This is a genomic window from Microbacterium sp. ZW3a (assembly GCF_057167165.1).
Genome location: NZ_CM169903.1, coordinates 2,990,150 through 3,009,042 on the forward strand (window position 1 = coordinate 2,990,150; position 18,893 = coordinate 3,009,042).

Sequence of the window (18,893 nt, forward strand, 5' to 3'; positions counted from 1 at the left end):
GAAGGAGAATCCGGGATCCTCCGCAAGCATCCGGAGATGTCGGCTGCGGTCGCTACAGTGAGCCGCATGGCTGCGGACACCACCCTGATCATCCTGGGCGCCTCGGGCGACCTCACTTCGCGGCTCCTGCTGCCCGCGCTCGGGCAGCTGCTCACGCGCGAGCCCGGCCGCTCCGTCCGCCTGCACGGCGCGGGCATGGACGACTGGGCCGACGACCACTGGCGCGAGGTGGTGCAGGCCTCGTTCGCGACGACCGACTCGGAGGCGGCGTTCGCGATGGTGGCCGAGACCACCTACAGCCAGGCCGACATCACGAAGGCTGCCGATCTGCAGCAGCTCCTGGATGCCGCCGAGGGGCGGCCCGCGCTGTACTTCGCCGTTCCGCCGGCCGTGGCCGAGAGGGCGTGCGTGGCCCTGGCCGACGTGACGATCCCCGCCGGCACGATCCTGGCGCTCGAGAAGCCGTTCGGCACCGATGAGCCCAGCGCCCACGCGCTGAACCTTCAGGTCGCGACGCTCGTACCGGAAGAGCAGGTGTTCCGCATCGATCACTTCCTCGGCCGTTCGACGGTGCTCAACCTCCTGGGCGTGCGCTTCGCCAACCGTCTCATCGAGAGCGTGTGGTCGGCCGACGACATCGCCGGGATCACGGTCGACTACCCCGAGAAGCTGGGGCTCGAGGGGCGTGCGGGCTACTACGACCACGCGGGCGCCCTCGTCGACATGATCCAGAGCCACCTGCTGCAGGTCATGGCGTTCGTCACGATGGAGCCGCCGGCGTCGCTCGACCAGCTCGATCTGCGCGACGCCACCTCCGCCGTGCTGCGCGCCACCCACGTGTGGGGCGATGATCCGGTGCAGAACTCGCGCCGCGCGCGGTACACCGCGGGCACGGTCGGCGACCGGCACTTCATCTCTTACGCCGACGAGCCCGGTGTCGACCCCGCGCGAGAGACAGAAACCCTGGCCGAGATGACCGTCGAGGTGCGCACGGCTCGGTGGGAGGGCGTGCCGATCGTGCTGCGCTCGGGCAAGGGGCTCGGTTCCGACGCGGGCGACCCGGCGGTGACGGTGACCTTCAAGCCGGTGCGGCACCTGCCGAACGGGTTCGTCGGGGAGAGTTCTCCCACGGCGCTCACCTTCTCGCTCGGCCCCGACACGATGAGTCTCGGCCTGAACGTCAACGGCGCCGCCGACCCCCTCGAGCTCGAGCGCGTCACCCTGGGCGCCGACCTCGGCGAGGGCGGTCTCAAGGCCTACGGCGAGGTCCTGTCGGGCATCCTCGACGGCGACGCAATGCTCGCCGTCCGTGGCGACGCGGCCGAGCAGTGCTGGCGCATCGTGCAGCCGGTCATCGACGCGTGGCGTGCCGGCGAGGTGCCGCTCGACGAGTATCCCGCGGGCACCGCCGGACCGGCATCCTGGGGTCTGTGACGACACACGGCGTCACGGGGGAACATCGCGCGGCGCGGTCGCGTTCGATGGGGAGGGTCAACGAAGCCCCGGCTTCGTTTCCCCCCCCCCCCCCCCCGCTGAGGAGTACCCCATGCCCCGCGTTCTCGACCGCACCGCCCGCACCGACGTTCCGATCCTCGACGTTCTCGCCGAGCGCTGGAGCACCCGGGCGTTCGACGCCGAGGCGCCGATCGACGAGGAGGCGCTGCGCGCCGCTTTCGAGGCCGCCCGGTGGTCACCGTCGGCCAACAACAGCCAGCCGTGGCGGTTCCTCCTCGCCCGTCGCGGCACCGACGCCCACGCGCGCATCGTCGAGTCGCTCGTCGGATTCAACCAGGGCTGGGCACCGGCCGCCGGGGCGCTGCTCGTCGTTCTCGCCGAGACCGCCGACCCCGAGGGCCGCGCGCGCCCGTGGGCGATGTACGACGCCGGCCAGGCCGCCGCGTTCTTCACCGTCGAGGCGCACGCCCGGGGCCTCGCGACCCACACCATCGGCGGCTTCGCGGCCGACGACCTGCGCGCGTCGTTCGATATCGACGCGCGCTTCGCGCCCGTGACCGTGATCGCCGTGGGCGCCTTCGGAGACCCGGATGCCGCCGACGAGGCCGTCCGCGCCCGCGAGGCCGCGCCGCGCGAGCGTCGTCCGCTCGCGGAGTCGCTGCTGCTCGACGCCTGACGGCCATCACTCCCGAGCGGCGTCGCGCTGCGGAGGGGTGCCGAGGCGGTCGCGCAGCATGAGCGGCAGATGCGACGCGATGCGCGCCGGCTTCCCTTCGAGCAAATTCTGCGCCTGTCCGCGAACATAGCCAGGAACGTGCGCCTCGATGCTGTCGTGCGCGGGGAGGCGTCGCGTCGCCTCCACCATCGTCGACAGTGTCTCGTCCACGGCGACGCGAGCCGTGGCATCCGTCAGACCCCACGCCGCCCCCTCAGCGACGAGGTCCTCGCGGGTCACCTCGGGCAGGTGCTCGACGCCGTTGATCCGCATCGACAGCCGTGTCGTCGCATCGTACGCAAGGGCGAGCGGCGCCACGTCATAGATCGGCGCGAGCGACACAGACCCGTGGTGATCGTGAAGCAGCGAGAAATTCTTCGCGTGCGCATCGGTGTTGCCGATCGCAACGGTGAACGCGGTATATCGGAGGAGCTTCCGCCGATCCTCGTCACGCGCCGAGAACACGCTTCGTCCGCGATCGAGCAGACCAGCGACCGCGCGCAGCGACGCACGAGGATCGTTCTGCTCGAACTTCTCGTTGCCACCCCAGGGGATGCCGAGCGCTTGCGCAGCGTCCTCCTGATGGAGGCGCTCAATGCGGTCGTCGATCCGGCGACGGTCGTATCTCTCGATCACGAGCACCCACCGCGTGCCGATCTGCTCGGTCCACGCGTCCATTGAGGTGAGTCCCGCCTCCCGCGCTACCGCGAGGGCGTATGCCTCCGCTTCCACGGCCGCGCGCGCATCCGGACCGACCGGCTTGAGGATGTGGGTCGAGGGGAGGGCACCGTTCCCCCGGAGCCATCGACCGCGGTGGCGGGTGAGCGTGAGCTTGCGCTGGAATCCCGGCAGTGCCGAACCACCCCCGCCCAACAGAAAGCCGTCCGCCCGGTCCACGAGCGCCGCAACGTCGGCCGGCGCGAGCACTTCCGGCTCTCGGGGAGTTGCGGCAGGAGGCCTGGCGATCCGGAGCGCGCCCGCGAGGTCGGCACCGACCTCTGCCAACAGCCCCACCAGATCTCCGCGATCGGCCTTCACCTCGCGCGCCAGGCGGGCGATGTGCTCGCCCTCCGGGAGGAGGGCTCCGAAGAACGCTTCGCTGAGATCCGCGGAGTCCTGCCCGACGCGCAGGCTCGCGCTGAGAACGCGTGAGCCCAACCCCCACCGCTGCTCAGCCTCAGCGGACCAGCGCATCACCGCGCGATCACCGTCTCGTTCCAGATGGCCGATCGTGGTGCCGTAGAGCTCGACCGGAAGACGATCCGCGGTCACCGGACGGCGCCCGAGGACGGGGCGTCTGTCCGCGATTCGCTCCCCGGCGCCGGCGATGGACGAACGAGCGCGTCGTCGAACTCGGCGACGAGATTTACCCCGAGCGCGGCGAGCACCTCAAGATAGTGCTCGTCGATGCGTTTCGCGCGCCCGACCTCCAGTTCGTGCAGGTAACGCTGACCGACGCCAAGGGCCTGAGCGAGCTTCCGCTGCGACCATCCCTGAGATTCCCGGATGCGACGCACCACCCGGCCCATATCCGCGGGCGATTCGATGTGTGCACGCATACGACCTCCTACGCGATTCCCGATACAACATCAGGCTACCACTGATGTGGTATCGGGAATCAGGGGCGCTCTGAAGCCCGAAGGCACATCAATCGCCGCCCCCGGTTTCCTCCACGATCTCGGCCTCGATCACGTCGTCGTCTTCCGGATTGCCCGGCGCCTCGGCCGGACCTTCACTCGTCAGCACGAGCGACTCCCCATCGCTGGCGACATCGACGCGCACCAGGTCGCCGTCGTGCACGCCGCCGGCAAGGATCGCCATCGCGAGGCGGTTCTGCACCTCGGACTGGATGAGGCGCCGCAGCGGACGCGCGCCGTACACCGGGTCGTAGCCGCGCTCCGCGAGCCACGACCGCGCGTCGGGCGTGACCGCGAGGGTGAGCCGACGCTCACGCAGCCGCTTGTGCAGCGCGTCGACCGCGAGCTCGACGATCTGCGCGAGGTCGTCTTCGGTGAGCGCCTGGAAAATCACGATGTCGTCGAGACGGTTCACGAACTCGGGCTTGAAGGCCTGGCGCACCAGTCCCTGCACCTGCTCGCGCTTGGTCTCGATCGAGAGGGTGGGGTCGATGAGGATCGGCGAGCCGAGGTTCGACGTGAGGATCAGGATGACGTTGGTGAAGTCCACCGTGCGGCCCTGGCCGTCGGTGAGCCGGCCGTCGTCCATCACCTGCAGCAGAACGTCGAAGACCTCGGGGTGGGCCTTCTCGACCTCGTCGAGCAGCACGACGCTGTACGGGCGCCGGCGCACGGCCTCGGTGAGCTGACCGCCCTGCTCGTAGCCGACGTAGCCCGGAGGAGCACCGACGAGTCGGGAGACGGAGTGCTTCTCGCCGTACTCCGACATGTCGATGCGCACCATGGCGTGCTCGTCGTCGAAGAGGAAGTCGGCGAGCGCCTTCGCCAGCTCGGTCTTGCCGACACCGGTGGGCCCGAGGAACAGGAACGAGCCGACGGGGCGGTTCGGGTCGCTGATCCCCGCGCGCGAGCGACGGACGGCGTCGGACACCGCCTTCACCGCATCTCTCTGGCCGATCAGGCGCTTGCCGAGCTCACGCTCGAGGTGCAGCAGCTTCTCGGTCTCGCCCTGCAGGAGACGCCCGACCGGAATGCCGGTCCACGCGGCGATGACCGCGGCGATGTCTTCATCGGTCACCTGCTCGTTGACCATGCGCCCCTCGCCGTGGGAGTCGGCCTGCTCGGCCTTCATCAGCTCGCGCTCGAGCGCGGGGATCTCGGCGTAGAGCAATCGCGACGCCCGCTCGAGGTTTCCCTCACGCTGCGCGCGTTCGGCGTCGACACGGGCGGAGTCCAGACGTGTCTTCAGCTCACCGACGCGGTTGAGCGAGGCGCGCTCTCGCTCCCAACGGGCCTGCAGCTCGTCGAGCTTGGCCTGCTCGGCCCCGAGCATGTCGCGCAGGGTCGCCAGGCGCTCCTTCGAAGCGGCATCTTTCTCTTTCTTGAGGGCGAGCTCCTCGAGCTTGAGCCGGTCGACGTGACGGCGCAGCTCGTCGATCTCGAGCGGCGCCGAGTCGATCTCCATGCGCAGCCGCGACGCCGCCTCGTCGATGAGGTCGATGGCCTTGTCGGGCAGCTGACGCGAGGGGATGTACCGGTTCGACAGGGATGCCGCCGCCACCAGCGCCGCATCGGCGATGGCGACCTTGTGGTGAGCCTCGTACCGCTCCTTCAGGCCACGCAGAATCGCGATGGTGTCTTCGACCGAGGGCTCGCCGACGTACACCTGCTGGAAGCGGCGCTCGAGAGCGGCATCCTTCTCGATGAACTCGCGGTACTCGTCGAGCGTGGTCGCACCGATCAGGCGCAGCTCACCGCGGGCAAGCATGGGTTTGAGCATGTTCGAGGCCGCGACCGAGCCCTCGCCGCCGCCCGCGCCCATGAGCACGTGCAGCTCGTCGATGAACGTGATGATGCGGCCGTCGGACTCGGTGATCTCTTTCAGCACGCTCTTCAGGCGCTCCTCGAACTGCCCGCGGTACATGGCACCGGCGACGAGAGCGGAGATGTCGAGGGCGATGAGCTCTTTGTTCTTCAGGCTCTCGGCGACGTCGCCCGCGACGATGCGCTGGGCGAGCCCCTCGACGACGGCGGTCTTTCCGACGCCGGGTTCACCGATGAGGACGGGGTTGTTCTTCGTCCGGCGCGTCAGAACCTGGCTCACCCGGCGGATCTCGCTGTCGCGACCGATCACGGGGTCGAGCTTGCCCTGACGGGCCCGGTCGGTGAGGTTGATGCCGAACTGCTCGAGGGCGCTCTGCGCGTCCTCCTGCCCGGGCTGTTGCGTGGCGTTCATGGCGGCTCCTGGAAGTCTGTGTCGCACTCGTAAAACTTGAGCTGCGTTGACTCAAGTTTAGCAGTGGCTCCCCTCGCCGGCAATGGTACGACCGCGGGATGCCACGGCCGCCTCGCGGGCGGATCGCCGGCGTCACCCGCGCTCGGACACCATCCAGTCCGCGAGCTCAGCCACACGAGAGCGGATGCCACGGTGCCAGGGACGCAGACCCGCGTAGGCCGCGTGATCCGCCGAGGGGGCGACCGGCACACCGGTTCCCGCCATCGCCGCCACCGCGGCATCCCACGTCGGGTACAGCCCCGCACCCACGGCGGCACACACGGCGGCACCGATCCCCGCCGCGTCATCGACGAGGGCTCGTCGCACTGGGCGGCCCAGGACGTCGGCAACGATTTGGACGAGCAGGGACGACTGCGCCCCACCACCGGTCACGATGACGCCGCACGCGGCGGTCCCGCGCTCGCCCTCCATCTCTTCGACGTGGTCCGCCATCGTGAAGGCGATGGCTTCGAGAACGGCACGGAAGAGGTGCCCCCTCCCCTGCGCCCCGGAGAAGCCCACGAACGCCCCGCGGCGATGCGGCTCCTCCGCGGGCGCGAGCCAGTCCAGCACCGCCGCCACCCCGTCGCATCCGGCCGGGACCGCGGCGGCTGCGAGCCCCAGCTCCCGGTCGAAGGCGTACAGATCGTCTCCCGGAGCGCCGGGGTGCAGGAGGTCGCGCAGCCAGCTGACGGTCCACATCCCTCGCCGGATCCCCGTCGACTCGGCGAGGTACTGGCCGGGGCGAGAACCGAAGTTGACCCAGTGATGTTCTCCCCCGCCCGGCCCGTCGGCAACGGTCATCGCGGCGATGTACGTACCGAACGACAGCAACACGTCCTCCGACGACGCCAGTCCCGCACCCAACGCCTCGACGGCCTTGTCATTCGAGGTCGCGAAGACGGGGACTCCCGCGGGGATCCCCGTCACCGCGGCCGCCTCGGTCGTCACCGACCCGAGGCGGTCGCCCGGGTCGACGAGCTCGCTCAGCAGCGAGCGGGGCATGCCGGTCGCCGCCGCGTCACCCGGATCATCGGACCACCGCCACGTGCGCTGGTCGATCGGCCACAGACCCTGGTAGTTCCCGGCGGCGTCGCGAAACTCTCCCGTCAGGCGATGTGCCACGTAGCCCGACGAGGTCACCACGTGCGCCACGTCGGGCGCATCGACGTGCGCGCGACCGACCCGTTCGTCCATCCAACTCAGCACGGGCTCGGCGAGCGAACCGTCCGCCCGCAGCAGCGCACGGCAGAAGCGGATCGTACACAGCCCCACCCCGACGATCTCGTCGGGCGATCCGTCGAACCGATCGAGCGCCAGTCGGCACGCGCGCACGATCGACTCCCACACGTCATCGCCCGGGTGCACCTGACGACCCGGGGCCGGACTCTCGTAGGGCCGGAGCCCGACACGCGCCTGCGACCGCACACGACCGGTCTCGTCGACGATGAGCACCTTCGTCGACTGAGACCCGTTGTCGATCGCCACGACGGCGGGCATCAGCTCTCCAGCGGGAAGATGGTGCCCGGGTTCATGATGCCGTTCGGGTCGAGCGCCACCTTCATCCGCTCCAGCAACGCCAGACCGCTGCCGTGCTCCTCCGCGGTCCACGGCGTCCGGTACTTTCCGATGCCGTGGTGGTGAACCATTGATCCCCCGAAGCGAAGCGCCTCCTCGACGACGATAGCGTTGAGCGGCTCGTGGTACTCCGTGATCTCGGCGCGCGGCTCGCACCGGATGTCGTAGTCGTAGACGAAGTACAGGTTGGTGCCGGTCTGGTAGCTGTGCGAGGAGTGCGCGCCGAGCATCGTGAGGTCATCGGCGTGGGGGAAGTCCCGGCGCACCCGCGACATGACCGACTCGTACAGTTCGACGACCCGCGACCAATCCACCGAGACCTCGGTCGTATATCCCAGGTGCGCGCTCTCGAGCATCTCGCGTTTTTCGCGGTCGATCTTGTCCTGCCCCCAGTTGAGATTGTCGAACCATGCCTCGATGAGGGCGTCGTCGACGCGATCGAGGGGCTTGCCCTCCGCGGCCTCGACGATGGCTTCCGCGGTCGCTTCAGCGAGCCGGCGCGGCCCTTCCGCGACGAGGATGACGACGCACTTACCCTCGTGGAAGTGCGCGAAATGCTGGCGAGCGTCCTCGGGCGAATACACGCGCGCCACCGAGGGGCGGTAGCCCTGCGTGACGAGCTCGCGAAGGAGGTCGATGCCGGCCCCGAAGTCCTCGCTCAGGAAGCCGAAGAAGCGATTGTTCTCGGGCTGGTACGGCCAGATCTTCACCGTCACCTCGGTGACGAACGCGAACGCGCCCTCGTTGCCGATGATCAGGTGACGGATGTCGGGGCCGGCAGCACGGCGCGGCACGTTCTTGATCCGCGTGACGGTGCCGTCGGCGAGAACGGCCTCCAGGCCCACCACCATGTCCTCGATCCCGCCGTAGAGAGTGGAGAACTGTCCGATCGAGCGAGTCGCCACGAGCCCGCCGTACTGCGCGAGCGGCTTCGACTGGGGCGAGTGCCCCGTCGTGAAGCCCCGGGCGCGCAGTTCGTCCTCGACGCGCTGCAGGGGGGCACCGCATTGCACGGTGACCATCATGTCGGTGGTGTCGACTTTCACGGTGGCATCCATGCGGGAACCATCGAGCACGATCGTGTCGGCCACGACCGTCTCGAGCCCGCCCTCGGTCGCGGTTCGGCCGGTGCGGGGGACGACGGCGATGCGGTTGTCGTCGGCGAAGCGGAGCACTGCGGCCACCTCGTTCGTTGAACGGGGGAAGACGATCGCCGCGGGGAACGGGCCGTCGAAGATGCCGTGGACGGCGGAGTACTTCTTGAAGCGGTCGACGCTGGCGTCGCGCAGCTGGTCGTCGCGGGTGTCGACGGCATCGGCACCGAGGAGGTCCACGAGCCGATCAACAATGTCGGAGCGGGTGAGCGGGGAACGGGAATCGGCCATGTCGGTCTTCCTGATCGGTGGGTGTGCGGGTCAGCGCAGGAGGTATCCGCCGTCGACGACGAGCGTGTGCCCGGTGACGTAGTCGCTCGCGCGGCTGGAGAGGAACACGACCGCGCCCATGAGGTCGGCGGGGTCACCCCACCGCCCGGCGGGGACATGGTCGACGATGCGGCGGTTGGCGTCGGCATCCCCCCGGGTCTTCTCCGTCAGCGCCGTGGCGAAGTAACCGGGCGCGACAGCGTTGACCTGGATGCCGAACTCCCCCAGCTCATCGGCATAGGCCTTGGTGAAGCCGACGATGCCCGCCTTCGACGCGGCATACGCGGGAGACTGCCGCCCGCCGAGGAAGGAGAAGAGGGAGGCGATGTTGACGATCTTGCCGCGACCGGAGGGGATCATGACGGCCGCCGCGGCGCGGGCGAAATCGAAGGCGGCGGTGAGGTTCACCGCGATCATCGGGTCCCATTTGGAACGGTCGAAGGCCACGACGTCGTCGCTGAGCAGGTTGATACCGGCCGAATTGATGAGAATGTCGACGCCGCCGAAACGCTCCACGCACGCGTGGACGACGCGCTCGGGTTCCCCCTCGGCGGTGATGTCGGACTGCGCGAAGGCGTAGTGCCGCCCGTGAGCGGTAACCAGACGCTCCGTCTCCCCGTCGTCATCGACGAGCGAGGGCACGAACACGTCCGCCCCGGCCGCGGCGAGCGCCACCGAGAAGGCCCGGCCGAGACCACCGTTGCCCCCGGTGACGATCGCCGTGCGTCCGGCGAGCGAAAAGAGGTCGAGGCTGAATTCACTGATGTCCATGGTCAGGTGCTCCGGGAGGCGAACGGGTCGGCGATGCCGACGTAGACGGTCTCGAGGTATTCGTGGATGCCTTCCGCCCCGCCCTCGCGGCCGAGCCCGGATTGCTTGACACCACCGAACGGTGCGGCGGGGTTGGACACCACGCCTGCGTTCAGGCCGAGCATGCCGGTCTCGAGGCGTTCCGCCAACCGCAGGCCGCGATCGAGGTCGCGCGTGTAGGCGAAGCAGACGAGACCGAACTCGGTGTCGTTGGCCAGGCGGATCGCCTCTTCCTCATCGCGGAACGTAAGGATGGGGGCGACGGGGCCGAAGATCTCCTCCCGGAGGATGTCGGCGTCGGCCGGGACGTCAACGAGCACGGTCGGCTGGTAGAAGTACCCCGGTCCCGGGATGGCGGCGCCGCCGACAGCGACGCGGGCACCCTGCGCTACCGCAACGTCGACGAGGGCGGCAACCTTGTCGCGCGTCGCCGCGTCGACCAAGGGGCCGACGGTCGAGCGCGGCTCGGTGCCGCGCGCCGGGACGAAGGCGCCGATGCGCGCCGCAAACCGTTCGGTGAACTCTGCGGCGACCGATTCGTGCACGAGGAACCGGTTGGCCGCCACACACGCCTCGCCCCCGTTGCGCATCTTGGCCAACACCGCGCCATCGACGGCGGCGTCGAGGTCGGCATCCTCGAATACGAGGAACGGGGCGTTTCCGCCGAGCTCCATCGACACCCGGAGAACCTGCGCCGCCGAATCGGCGATGAGACGCTGACCGACGCCCGTCGAGCCGGTGAAGGAGAGTTTGCGCAGCCGCGGGTCCCGCACGAGCGGGCCCGTCACCGCGCCGGCGTGGGTGGTGGGGATGACATTGAGCACGCCGTCGGGAAGTCCCGCTTCCCGGAGCACCTCGGTGAGGAGCAGAGCAGTCAGAGGGGTGAGAGCCGCGGGCTTCAGCACCATCGTGCAGCCGGCCGCGATCGCCGGGGCGATCTTCCGCGTCGCCATCGCCAACGGGAAGTTCCAGGGCGTGATGAACAGGCACGGTCCGACCGGGCGCTGGACGACCATCAGGCGGTTGCGGCCGTCGGGTGCGACGGAGTAGCGCCCCGCGATGCGCGGCGCCTCCTCGCTGAACCAACGCAGGAATTCCGCCCCGTAGGCGACCTCTCCGCGCGCCTCGGCGAGAGGCTTCCCCATCTCGAGGGTCATGGCCAGAGCGAAGTCCTCGGTACGCGCGGTGACGATGTCGAACGCGCGGCGGAGGATCTCCGCGCGCTCGCGCGGGGCGGTGCGGCCCCACGACTCCTGCGCCCGGTGCGCGGCGGCGAGGGCGGCGTCGCCGTCGTCGACGGTCGCGTCCGCGACCCGCCCCAGCACGTCGCCGGTCGAGGGATCGATGACATCGAAGCGACTCCCGTCGGATGCCGCGCGCCACCGACCGTCGATGAAGAGATCGGCGGGCAGGCCCGCGAGGAAGGCCGCCTCATTGATCACTGGGCCACCCCCGCCGGAGCAGCGGCGCGACGCAGGGGCTGGCCGAGGAGGTCTTCGTAGAGCCGGAACGGCGACATTTCCCCGGCACGGTCGCCGTACATCGCCTTGGCGCGACGGAACTGCTGGTCGACAAGACCCGACAGCTCGTATGGCATCCCGACCGAACGGGCGAGGTCGACCGACAGGCCGAGGTCTTTGCAGGCCAGCGCGAGCGCGAAGCCCTCGTCGTAGTCGCCGTCGTCGAGGATCGACAGCACATCGTGCTCGACGAAGTTGCTATTGGCGGGGCTGGCAACGAGAGCGCGGCGCAGCACCTCGAGGTCGACACCGGCCTTCACGCCCACAGAAAGCACCTCGGCGGTGGCAATGAGGTGCGAGAACCAGAGCTGATTGATCATGAGCTTGACCGCGTAGCCGGCGCCGTGGGCACCCACGTGCAGGATGCGCTCGGGCTCGCCCATGGCTTCGAACACCCCGCGCAGACGCTCGACGTCGCCCGCCCCGCCGCCGATGAAAATCTGCAGCGTGCCGTTTGCGGCCCCCACCGACATGCCGCTCACCGGCGCATCGAGGATATGCAGGTCAGGGCGGTCTGCGCGGGCACGATCGGCCACCTCGGGCACCGACGTCGACATATCGACCCAGGTGCCGCCCTCTGGCAGGGCACCGAGAAGGCCCTCGGGCCCGCGGAGCACCTGGTCGACGTGCCGGGGGGTGGGCAGCATGGTGATAACCAGGTCGGACCGGGATGCCACCTCGGCCGCGGTGTCGACCCAGACCGCGCCGCGGGACACGGCCTCCGTGGCAGCCTCGGGCCGCACGTCGGTGACGACCAGGGAGAAGCCGGACGCCTGGAGATTGCGGGTCATGCCGCTTCCCATACTGCCCAGGCCGATGAATCCGACGGTGAGTGTGCGCTTCGTCACGGGACCAGTCCTTGAGATCGTGGATCGGGGGCGGGCGCTCCTGCGGCTCTCGTCTTCGAGCCCGCCATCGGCGACCGCACGGCCACGATAGAGCCAGGATGCCCTATGAGCACCTATTGATGTCGATATGGCAACCGACTAGCGTTGCCGTCCATGGCAGACCACTCCCCGGCACCGCGCCGCAACTCTTCGGGCCTCGCCCGCGACGTCGAGATTCTGGAGATCCTTGGCTCGGCCGAATCCGTATCAACCGGGGGGCTCGGAGTCTCGAGGGTCGCGCAGATCACCGGGCGCGACAAGGCCGTCGTTTCGCGGACTCTCGCCACGCTCGCCGACTCTGGGCTCGTCGATCGCGACGAAAACACGCTCGCATACCGCCTGGGCGCACGCCTGTATGCCCTCGCCGCCCTCACCGTCGAGAGCACACTTACGCGCGAGTCGCAGCCGATCCTGCGCCGCGTGGCCCAGCGGGCGCGCGAGACGACACACCTGTGCGTCCTGCGCGGCGGAAACGTCCTGACGATCGCGAGCGAATTGAGCCCACACGAGTTCCGCACGACCGGCTGGGAGGGGGTCACAACGGCGGCCTGGCGCACCCCGTCGGGTCGCGTTCTCCTGAGCGACTGGGACGACGCTTCGCTCGAGCGCTGGTACGCCGAACACGGTCAGGATCAAGCGATCGTCGGACCGGTCCCCCCGCACGCCGCGGGCTTCTCCGTACTGCCAAGCCCCCCGGCCGATCGGCTCATCGTCTCCGACCTCGACAGCCTGCGCGAGGAACTCGCGCGGATCCGCTCCGCTGGCTACGCCCTTCTCGACGAAGAACTCGAACTCGGCGTCGTGGGGGCGAGCGCACCCGTGCGCGATTTCACCGGACGCATCATCGCGGCGCTCAATGTCAGCGCACCGAAAACCCGCATCGGCGACCGGCTGGAGGGCCTCGCTCGCTTCGTCGCCTCCAGTGCGCGTGACCTCTCACGGTCGATCGGATACGACCCAGACGCCCCCGTGTTGCCATAACGGCAACACTGGTTGAGGATAATCACCCCCGGCCGTACAGTCAGCCGCAGCCGTGATCCACGGCCCATCTCGATGAGGAGAGGAGTGCGACGCATGTCCGACTTCGACCTCGGCAGACTCCTCACCTTCTGGAGCCGCCGGAGCGACGACATCCTGGAACTCGTGCTGCAGCACGTTGCCGTGGTGGCCCTGAGCATCGTGATCGCCGCGATCATCGGAATTGCCCTCGGCGTTGCCGTGTGGAACCGCCCGGTGTCACGCTCGCTCACCATCGCCGCCGCGGGCGTCGCGCTGACCATCCCCTCGCTCGCATTGCTGGCGCTGATGACCCCGGTCCTCGGACTCGGCTGGACCCCCACGGTGTTCTCGCTGGTGTTCTACTCGCTCCTGCCCATCGTCCGGAACACCGTCGTCGGTCTGCGGGAAGTGTCGCCGGCCATCATGGAGTCCGCCAAGGGCATGGGCATGTCACCGGCCCGCATCCTTCTGTCGGTTCAGCTGCCGATTGCCTGGCCCATCATCCTGACCGGCGTGCGCGTGGCCGCGCAGCTGACCGTCGGCATTGCCGCCATCGCCGCGTACGTTGCCGGACCCGGCCTCGGGCAGTTCATCTTCATGGGGCTGTCCTCGCTCGGCTCAGCCAACGCCCTGAACTTCGCGCTGACGGGCACGCTCGGCGTCATCGTCCTCGCACTGCTCATCGACGCCGCGTTCGTCTTCATCACCCGCGTCACCACCTCAAGGGGGCTCCGTGTCTGACACCACCACCACTTCCCGACCGGCCGGCGCGACCGACTCGTCGGGAGTCGGCATCCGCCTCGACGGTGTGACGAAGATCTACCCCGGTCAGTCCACCCCTGCGGTCGATGCGTTCTCGATGACCGTGGAGCCGGGGGAGCTCATCATGTTCGTCGGCCCCTCCGGCTGCGGGAAGACGACCACGATGAAGATGATCAATCGCATCATCGAGCCGACCTCTGGCACCATCTCGATCGACGACCGCGACGTGCTCTCGCTCAACCCCAACGAGCTCCGCCGCCACATCGGCTACGTCATTCAGCAGATCGGCCTCTTCCCCCACATGACGATCGGCGAGAACATCGCCGTGGTGCCCAAGCTCCTCGGATGGTCAAAGAAGCGGACGGCCGATCGCGTCGAGGAGCTGCTCGACACTGTGCAGCTGACCGGAGACTTCGCCGATCGCTATCCTCGCCAGCTCTCCGGCGGACAGCAGCAGCGCGTCGGCGTCGCTCGCGCCCTGGCGGCAGACCCGCCCGTCATGCTCATGGACGAGCCTTTCGGCGCTACCGACCCCATCACCCGCGAGAAACTGCAGGCGGAGTTTCTGCGACTGCAGGAGTCGATCGGCAAGACGATCATCTTCGTTACCCACGACTTCGACGAGGCTATCCGTCTGGGCGATCGGATCGCCGTCCTCAGCGAGCAGAGCCGGATCGAGCAGTTCGACACCCCGGCGGCGATCCTGGCCGCACCGGCCAACGACTACGTCCGGTCGTTCATCGGTCAGGGAGCGGCGCTCAAGCGACTCGCGCTCATCCCGGTGGCTGACGCCCCGCTGGGCCCGGTCGCCGCCGACAACCGCGCCACCGTGTCGCTCGATGACAACCTCCGTGACGCCCTCGATCTCCTCGTGGTCAACGGAACACCCATCATCACCGTCGTCGACGGCGACGGTCGCGCCCGCGGCACCCTGACGATGGAGCGCATCTCCGCCGCACTCGGCGTCCAGGTCGACGACCTCACGCCCCGATCGGGTAGCGCGCGATGACCAGCGTCACGACCGAGACGCAGAGCATCGGCGCCGCGCGCCTCGCGGCCTCCCGTCCGCGGAGGAGCGGGGCACGCGTGTGGCGCCGGCTCATCACTCCCGCGGTCGTCGTGGTGATCCTCTCGGCGCTGTATTTCTGGGTGTCATCGCTGACTCTCGACTCGATCGAGCAGCGGACCCTCAATCCCGACTACCTCATCCTCCGGATCGGGGAGCACCTGAGCCTCACCGTCGCCGCCTCCGCGCTGGTCGCGGTGCTCGCGATCCCTCTCGGCATCCTGCTCGCGAAGACGCCCTCCGCGGCAGTGCGCGCCATCGTCCTGGGGCTGGCGAACATCGGACAGGCCACGCCCGCCGTGGGTGTCGTCATCCTGCTCGCGATCATCTGGCAGACCGGTTACACCACGGCCCTGGTCGCGCTCGTCATCTACGCCTTTCTCCCGGTGCTGCGCAACACGATGATCGGCATCGAGCAAGTAGATGGCGCCATCCGCGAGTCCGCGCGAGGCATGGGGATGACGCCGGTCCAGGTGCTCGCCCGCATTGAGCTGCCGCTCGCGGTACCCGTGATCCTCGCGGGCCTGCGTACCGCCCTCGTGTTCTGCGTGGGCGTCGCCACCATCGCCACGTTCATTAACGCCGGCGGCCTCGGCGACATGATCGTCAACGGCCTGAAACTTCAGCGCTATCCCGTCCTCATCGTCGGCGCCGTCCTGGTCGCGTGCATCGCACTGCTCATCGACTGGATCGCCGGCATCGCCGAAGACCTGCTTACCCCCAGGGGAATCTGACGCCATCGGTCGTCGCCCCGCACCACCCCACCCGCACCACACCCCAAGGAGACACAATGAAGCGTCATCCGCTTCTCTCACTCACCGCCGCCGCTGCCGTCGGAGCCCTCGCGCTCACCGGCTGTTCGTCCGGTGCTGGATCCTCAACCACGAGCACGAGCGACGAGCTCGCGGGACTCACCGGCCAGATCGGGTCGAAGGACTTCTCGGAGCAGTACATCCTCGCCCACATCACCACGCAGCTGATGAACGCCCGCGGCGCCGATGTCGAAGCCAACACCAAGCTCGTGGGATCGGCGAACGTGCGCCAGGCGCTCGAGAACGACGAGTTCATCGGCTACTGGGAGTACACCGGCACCTCGTGGATCACCTACAACGGCAACACCGCGCCGGTCGCCGGCGCTGACGCCCAGTTCGAGGCGACGAAGGAGGCGGATGCCGCCAAGGGCATCGCGTGGCTCGACCCGGCGCCGCTGAACAACACGTACGCGTTCGCCATCCGCGCCGACAAGGCCGAAGAGCTCGGCGTGAAGACGCTCTCGGACGTCGCAAAGCTGCCGGCGAGCGAGCAAACCTTCTGCATCGAGAGCGAGTTCTCGACCCGCGACGATGGGTGGCCCGGCCTCAAGGCCGCTTACGGCCTGGACGTCCCCGACTCCAACGTCGCTCTCCTGGACACGGGCGTCATTTACACGGCGACCCAGAAGGGTGACGACTGCAACTTCGGTGAGGTCTTCCAGACCGACGGTCGCATCCCCGCGCTCGACCTCGTCGTGCTCGAGGACGACCAGGAGTTCTTCCCCGTCTACCAGGGCGCCTTCACGCTGAAGCAGTCGACGCTCGACGAGTACCCGGCCATCGCCGACGTGATCGCCGAGATCTCGCCGCTGCTCACGACCGAGGAGATGCAGAAGCTCAACGCCCTCGTTGATGTGGACGGCGAAGACCCCGAAGACGTCGCGACCGACTGGCTGACGGAGCAGGGGCTCATCTGATGACCCTCCAGGTGCAGATCGGGGAGAGCTTCGTCGGAGAGGGTGCGCACGCGGCGCACATCAACACGGTGCTCGGCCACCGCGAAGGTCCGGCAGGGAGCGCGTGGGCGACTGCCCTCGCCACGCCGAGCGAGGGGCACGTACCGTTCGTCGCGATCCTGCGCCCGTCCCTGCCGGTCAAGCCTCTGACGCTGTTCGTGACGAAGGCGGCGCCCGCGAGCGACGAACACGGCCTGCTGATCTGGGGACCAGCGCAGGCGGGCGTAGCATCCGGGATCGCGGACGCCGTGGCCGACGGAGACATACCCGTCGAGTGGACCGATTCCCACGTAGTCATCGCCGCCGTCTGGGTCAACCCGGCGGCAACCGATGCGGAGCAGATCTACCGCAACAACCGCGAGGCGGCGCGCGACGCGATCCGCAACGGTGCACGGTCACTGCCCTCGGTCGACGCGGTGCTGGCAGCGCGTCAGTCGCCGTCGAATCCGTTCTTCACCCCCGCGCCCTGATCACGCACCATCGGAGCGGCCTCGTCCACGCGGACGAGGCCGCTTCACCGCGCCCGGGCCAGAACTGCCGCGGCCATCGCCCCACCCGCGACGGCCGGGGCGATGGGTCTATCGTGAGCGCGTGAGCACGCCCCCACCCGCCGCACCTCGCCCGGACATCCCCTGGAACCCGCCGCCCTCGGCATCCGAGCGCCGCGCCCGCGGCCGCGAGGTCCGGCAGAGGGTGCCACGCAGCGACCTCGGACGCCTCACGGTCGAGGGCCGCGATCCGCTCGGCATCCTCGAGGCACAAAATGCCACCCGGATCCCCGAACTGGTTCCGCTGCGGATCGAGCGGATGTCGGCGACCCCCTTCGCGTTCTACCGCGGTGCGGCGGCCGTCATGGCCGCCGACCTCGCCCGCGATCCGTCCACGCCCATCCATGTCGCGTCGTGCGGGGACGCCCACGTGGCGAACTTCGGCTTCTACGCCTCGCCGCAGCGCACGCTCGTGTTCGACCTCAACGACTTCGACGAGGCGGCATGGGCCCCCTGGGAGTGGGACCTGAAGCGACTCGTGACGAGCGTCGTCCTGGCGGGGAGCGAAACCCATCGCGACCTCGCCGTCGTGCGCGACGCCGTGGCATCCACCGTCCGGGCCTACGTCCGAGCCATCACCGCACTCGTCGACCGCGACCCCATCGACCGCTATTTCGAGCATTTCAGTTCGCGCGACCTGGTCACCTCCTATGACCGATCGACGCGCCAGGTGCTGGCCGAGGCGATCGCCGACGCCGAGAGACGCACGGGGGCGCGGGCCGTTCGTCGCCTGACCGCCGATGCCGGCTCGGGCCGCCTCACCTTCACTCACCGCCCTCCCACGATGACCCCCGTCGACGCCGAGGCCGCCTCCCGCGTTCTCGCCGTGGACGGCGAATACCGCACCTCGGCGAACGTCGATGTGCGCCTCGCCCTCGAGCAGTACGGCCTCAGCGACATCGCCCGCCGCGTCGTCGGAGTCGGGAGCGTCGGAACCCGGTGCTATCTCCTTCTCCTGCAGGACGCCGATGGGCACGCCCTCGTCCTCCAGGGGAAGCAGGCCGGCGCCAGCGTGCTGCAACAGTTCGGCGGCATCCGTCAGCCGGAGTCACTGGTCTCGCTCATCGCTGCCGAGGGCGAAGGGGCCCGCGTGGTGGCGCTGCAGCGCGTCCTCCAGGGCGTTTCCGACCCGTTCCTCGGGCATGTGCGCAGCGTCGACGCCGACTTCTACGTGCGGCAGTTCCATGACATGAAGGGCGGGATCGAGATGGTCGACCTCGCCGACAAACCCTTCCGGCGGTACGCCCAGGCCTGTGCCATCACGCTCGCCCGTGCGCACGCGCAGTCACCGGACGCTCCTCACATCGCCGGCTACGCCGGTGCCGGCCACGCCCTGACGGAGGCGCTCTTGTCGTGGGCGTTCGCGTACGCCGACCTCGCGCGCGCCGACCACGCCGCCTTCGCGGCGGCGCATGGCCAGGACTGAGCGATGACACGACGAACCCCGGG

The 18,893-nt window shown here is 69.1% G+C and carries 17 protein-coding genes; 9 read left to right on the top strand and 8 right to left on the bottom strand.

All coding sequences use genetic code 11. The annotated features are described in order from the left end of the window. The first annotated feature begins 66 nt into the window (after positions 1-66). Both ACU6WY_RS13965 and ACU6WY_RS13970 read left to right on the top strand, forming a co-directional pair. Positions 67-1,434, top strand: coding sequence for a glucose-6-phosphate dehydrogenase (locus ACU6WY_RS13965; RefSeq protein WP_483820244.1), 1,368 nt, complete (start codon positions 67-69; stop codon positions 1,432-1,434). A 112-nt stretch (positions 1,435-1,546) separates the two neighbouring features. Beyond that, entirely contained in the window at positions 1,547-2,131 is a 585-nt protein-coding gene (locus ACU6WY_RS13970; protein ID WP_483820245.1) for a nitroreductase family protein, read from the top strand. A 6-nt stretch (positions 2,132-2,137) separates the two neighbouring features. Here the strand turns inward: ACU6WY_RS13970 and ACU6WY_RS13975 are convergent, their stop codons facing one another. The 8 genes from ACU6WY_RS13975 to ACU6WY_RS14010 form a co-directional block, all read right to left on the bottom strand. Next, positions 2,138-3,442, bottom strand: a complete 1,305-nt coding sequence (locus ACU6WY_RS13975; RefSeq protein WP_483820246.1) for a type II toxin-antitoxin system HipA family toxin — start codon at positions 3,440-3,442, stop codon at positions 2,138-2,140. Then, positions 3,439-3,729, bottom strand: a complete 291-nt coding sequence (locus ACU6WY_RS13980; protein ID WP_483820247.1) for a helix-turn-helix domain-containing protein — start codon at positions 3,727-3,729, stop codon at positions 3,439-3,441. The genes ACU6WY_RS13975 and ACU6WY_RS13980 overlap by 4 nt, the downstream gene beginning before the upstream one ends. A gap of 88 nt (positions 3,730-3,817) precedes the next feature. Then, on the bottom strand, positions 3,818-6,043 hold the full coding sequence (locus ACU6WY_RS13985) for an ATP-dependent Clp protease ATP-binding subunit (RefSeq protein ID WP_483820248.1): 2,226 nt from the start codon (positions 6,041-6,043) through the stop codon (positions 3,818-3,820). A 132-nt stretch (positions 6,044-6,175) separates the two neighbouring features. Continuing rightward, positions 6,176-7,582 carry an FGGY-family carbohydrate kinase gene (locus ACU6WY_RS13990; RefSeq protein ID WP_483820249.1) on the bottom strand — a complete coding sequence of 469 codons (1,407 nt, stop codon included), beginning with the start codon at positions 7,580-7,582 and terminating at the stop codon, positions 6,176-6,178. Continuing rightward, positions 7,582-9,045: an FAD-binding oxidoreductase gene (locus ACU6WY_RS13995; RefSeq protein WP_483820250.1), complete on the bottom strand. Its 1,464-nt coding sequence runs from the start codon at positions 9,043-9,045 to the stop codon at positions 7,582-7,584. The genes ACU6WY_RS13990 and ACU6WY_RS13995 overlap by 1 nt, the downstream gene beginning before the upstream one ends. 30 nt (positions 9,046-9,075) lie before the next feature. Next, the gene (locus tag ACU6WY_RS14000; protein ID WP_483820251.1) at positions 9,076-9,855 is read right to left on the bottom strand and encodes an SDR family oxidoreductase; all 780 of its coding nucleotides are present in this window, start codon (positions 9,853-9,855) and stop codon (positions 9,076-9,078) included. A 2-nt stretch (positions 9,856-9,857) separates the two neighbouring features. Next, complete coding sequence (locus ACU6WY_RS14005; RefSeq protein ID WP_483820252.1) at positions 9,858-11,336, bottom strand: NAD-dependent succinate-semialdehyde dehydrogenase; 1,479 nt, start codon at positions 11,334-11,336, stop codon at positions 9,858-9,860. Then, complete coding sequence (locus ACU6WY_RS14010) at positions 11,333-12,262, bottom strand: NAD(P)-dependent oxidoreductase (protein WP_483820253.1); 930 nt, start codon at positions 12,260-12,262, stop codon at positions 11,333-11,335. Before ACU6WY_RS14010 ends, ACU6WY_RS14005 begins: the two co-directional genes overlap by 4 nt. 153 nt (positions 12,263-12,415) lie before the next feature. Between ACU6WY_RS14010 and ACU6WY_RS14015 the strand changes: the two genes are divergently transcribed. From ACU6WY_RS14015 to ACU6WY_RS14045, 7 genes are all read left to right on the top strand, one after another. After that, positions 12,416-13,282 (top strand): IclR family transcriptional regulator, encoded by an 867-nt coding sequence (locus ACU6WY_RS14015; protein ID WP_483820254.1) that lies wholly within the window; start codon positions 12,416-12,418, stop codon positions 13,280-13,282. Between the two features lie 93 nt (positions 13,283-13,375). Continuing rightward, positions 13,376-14,041: an ABC transporter permease gene (locus tag ACU6WY_RS14020; RefSeq protein WP_483820255.1), complete on the top strand. Its 666-nt coding sequence runs from the start codon at positions 13,376-13,378 to the stop codon at positions 14,039-14,041. Further along, positions 14,034-15,071: an ABC transporter ATP-binding protein gene (locus tag ACU6WY_RS14025; protein WP_483820256.1), complete on the top strand. Its 1,038-nt coding sequence runs from the start codon at positions 14,034-14,036 to the stop codon at positions 15,069-15,071. The genes ACU6WY_RS14020 and ACU6WY_RS14025 overlap by 8 nt, the downstream gene beginning before the upstream one ends. Beyond that, positions 15,068-15,862, top strand: a complete 795-nt coding sequence (locus ACU6WY_RS14030; protein WP_483820257.1) for an ABC transporter permease — start codon at positions 15,068-15,070, stop codon at positions 15,860-15,862. Before ACU6WY_RS14025 ends, ACU6WY_RS14030 begins: the two co-directional genes overlap by 4 nt. A 56-nt stretch (positions 15,863-15,918) precedes the next feature. After that, positions 15,919-16,857: a glycine betaine ABC transporter substrate-binding protein gene (locus tag ACU6WY_RS14035; protein WP_483820258.1), complete on the top strand. Its 939-nt coding sequence runs from the start codon at positions 15,919-15,921 to the stop codon at positions 16,855-16,857. After that, a complete protein-coding gene (fae, locus tag ACU6WY_RS14040) occupies positions 16,857-17,366 on the top strand; it encodes a formaldehyde-activating enzyme (RefSeq protein WP_483820259.1) in 510 nt (169 codons plus the stop codon). The genes ACU6WY_RS14035 and fae overlap by 1 nt, the downstream gene beginning before the upstream one ends. A 121-nt stretch (positions 17,367-17,487) precedes the next feature. Beyond that, entirely contained in the window at positions 17,488-18,870 is a 1,383-nt protein-coding gene (locus ACU6WY_RS14045) for a DUF2252 domain-containing protein (RefSeq protein WP_483820260.1), read from the top strand. Positions 18,871-18,893 lie beyond the last annotated feature (23 nt).

Excerpts from the sequence above, each read along its gene's own strand:
- ACU6WY_RS13965 (WP_483820244.1), top strand. The coding sequence starts at position 67 with ATGGCTGCGGACACCACCCTGATCATCCTGGGCGCCTCGGGCGACCTC.
- ACU6WY_RS13970 (WP_483820245.1), top strand. The coding sequence starts at position 1,547 with ATGCCCCGCGTTCTCGACCGCACCGCCCGCACCGACGTTCCGATCCTC.
- ACU6WY_RS13980 (WP_483820247.1), bottom strand. The coding sequence starts at position 3,729 with ATGCGTGCACACATCGAATCGCCCGCGGATATGGGCCGGGTGGTGCGT.
- ACU6WY_RS13985 (WP_483820248.1), bottom strand. The coding sequence starts at position 6,043 with ATGAACGCCACGCAACAGCCCGGGCAGGAGGACGCGCAGAGCGCCCTC.
- ACU6WY_RS13990 (WP_483820249.1), bottom strand. The coding sequence starts at position 7,582 with ATGCCCGCCGTCGTGGCGATCGACAACGGGTCTCAGTCGACGAAGGTG.
- ACU6WY_RS13995 (WP_483820250.1), bottom strand. The coding sequence starts at position 9,045 with ATGGCCGATTCCCGTTCCCCGCTCACCCGCTCCGACATTGTTGATCGG.
- ACU6WY_RS14000 (WP_483820251.1), bottom strand. The coding sequence starts at position 9,855 with ATGGACATCAGTGAATTCAGCCTCGACCTCTTTTCGCTCGCCGGACGC.
- ACU6WY_RS14015 (WP_483820254.1), top strand. The coding sequence starts at position 12,416 with ATGGCAGACCACTCCCCGGCACCGCGCCGCAACTCTTCGGGCCTCGCC.
- ACU6WY_RS14020 (WP_483820255.1), top strand. The coding sequence starts at position 13,376 with ATGTCCGACTTCGACCTCGGCAGACTCCTCACCTTCTGGAGCCGCCGG.
- ACU6WY_RS14030 (WP_483820257.1), top strand. The coding sequence starts at position 15,068 with ATGACCAGCGTCACGACCGAGACGCAGAGCATCGGCGCCGCGCGCCTC.
- ACU6WY_RS14035 (WP_483820258.1), top strand. The coding sequence starts at position 15,919 with ATGAAGCGTCATCCGCTTCTCTCACTCACCGCCGCCGCTGCCGTCGGA.
- fae (WP_483820259.1), top strand. The coding sequence starts at position 16,857 with ATGACCCTCCAGGTGCAGATCGGGGAGAGCTTCGTCGGAGAGGGTGCG.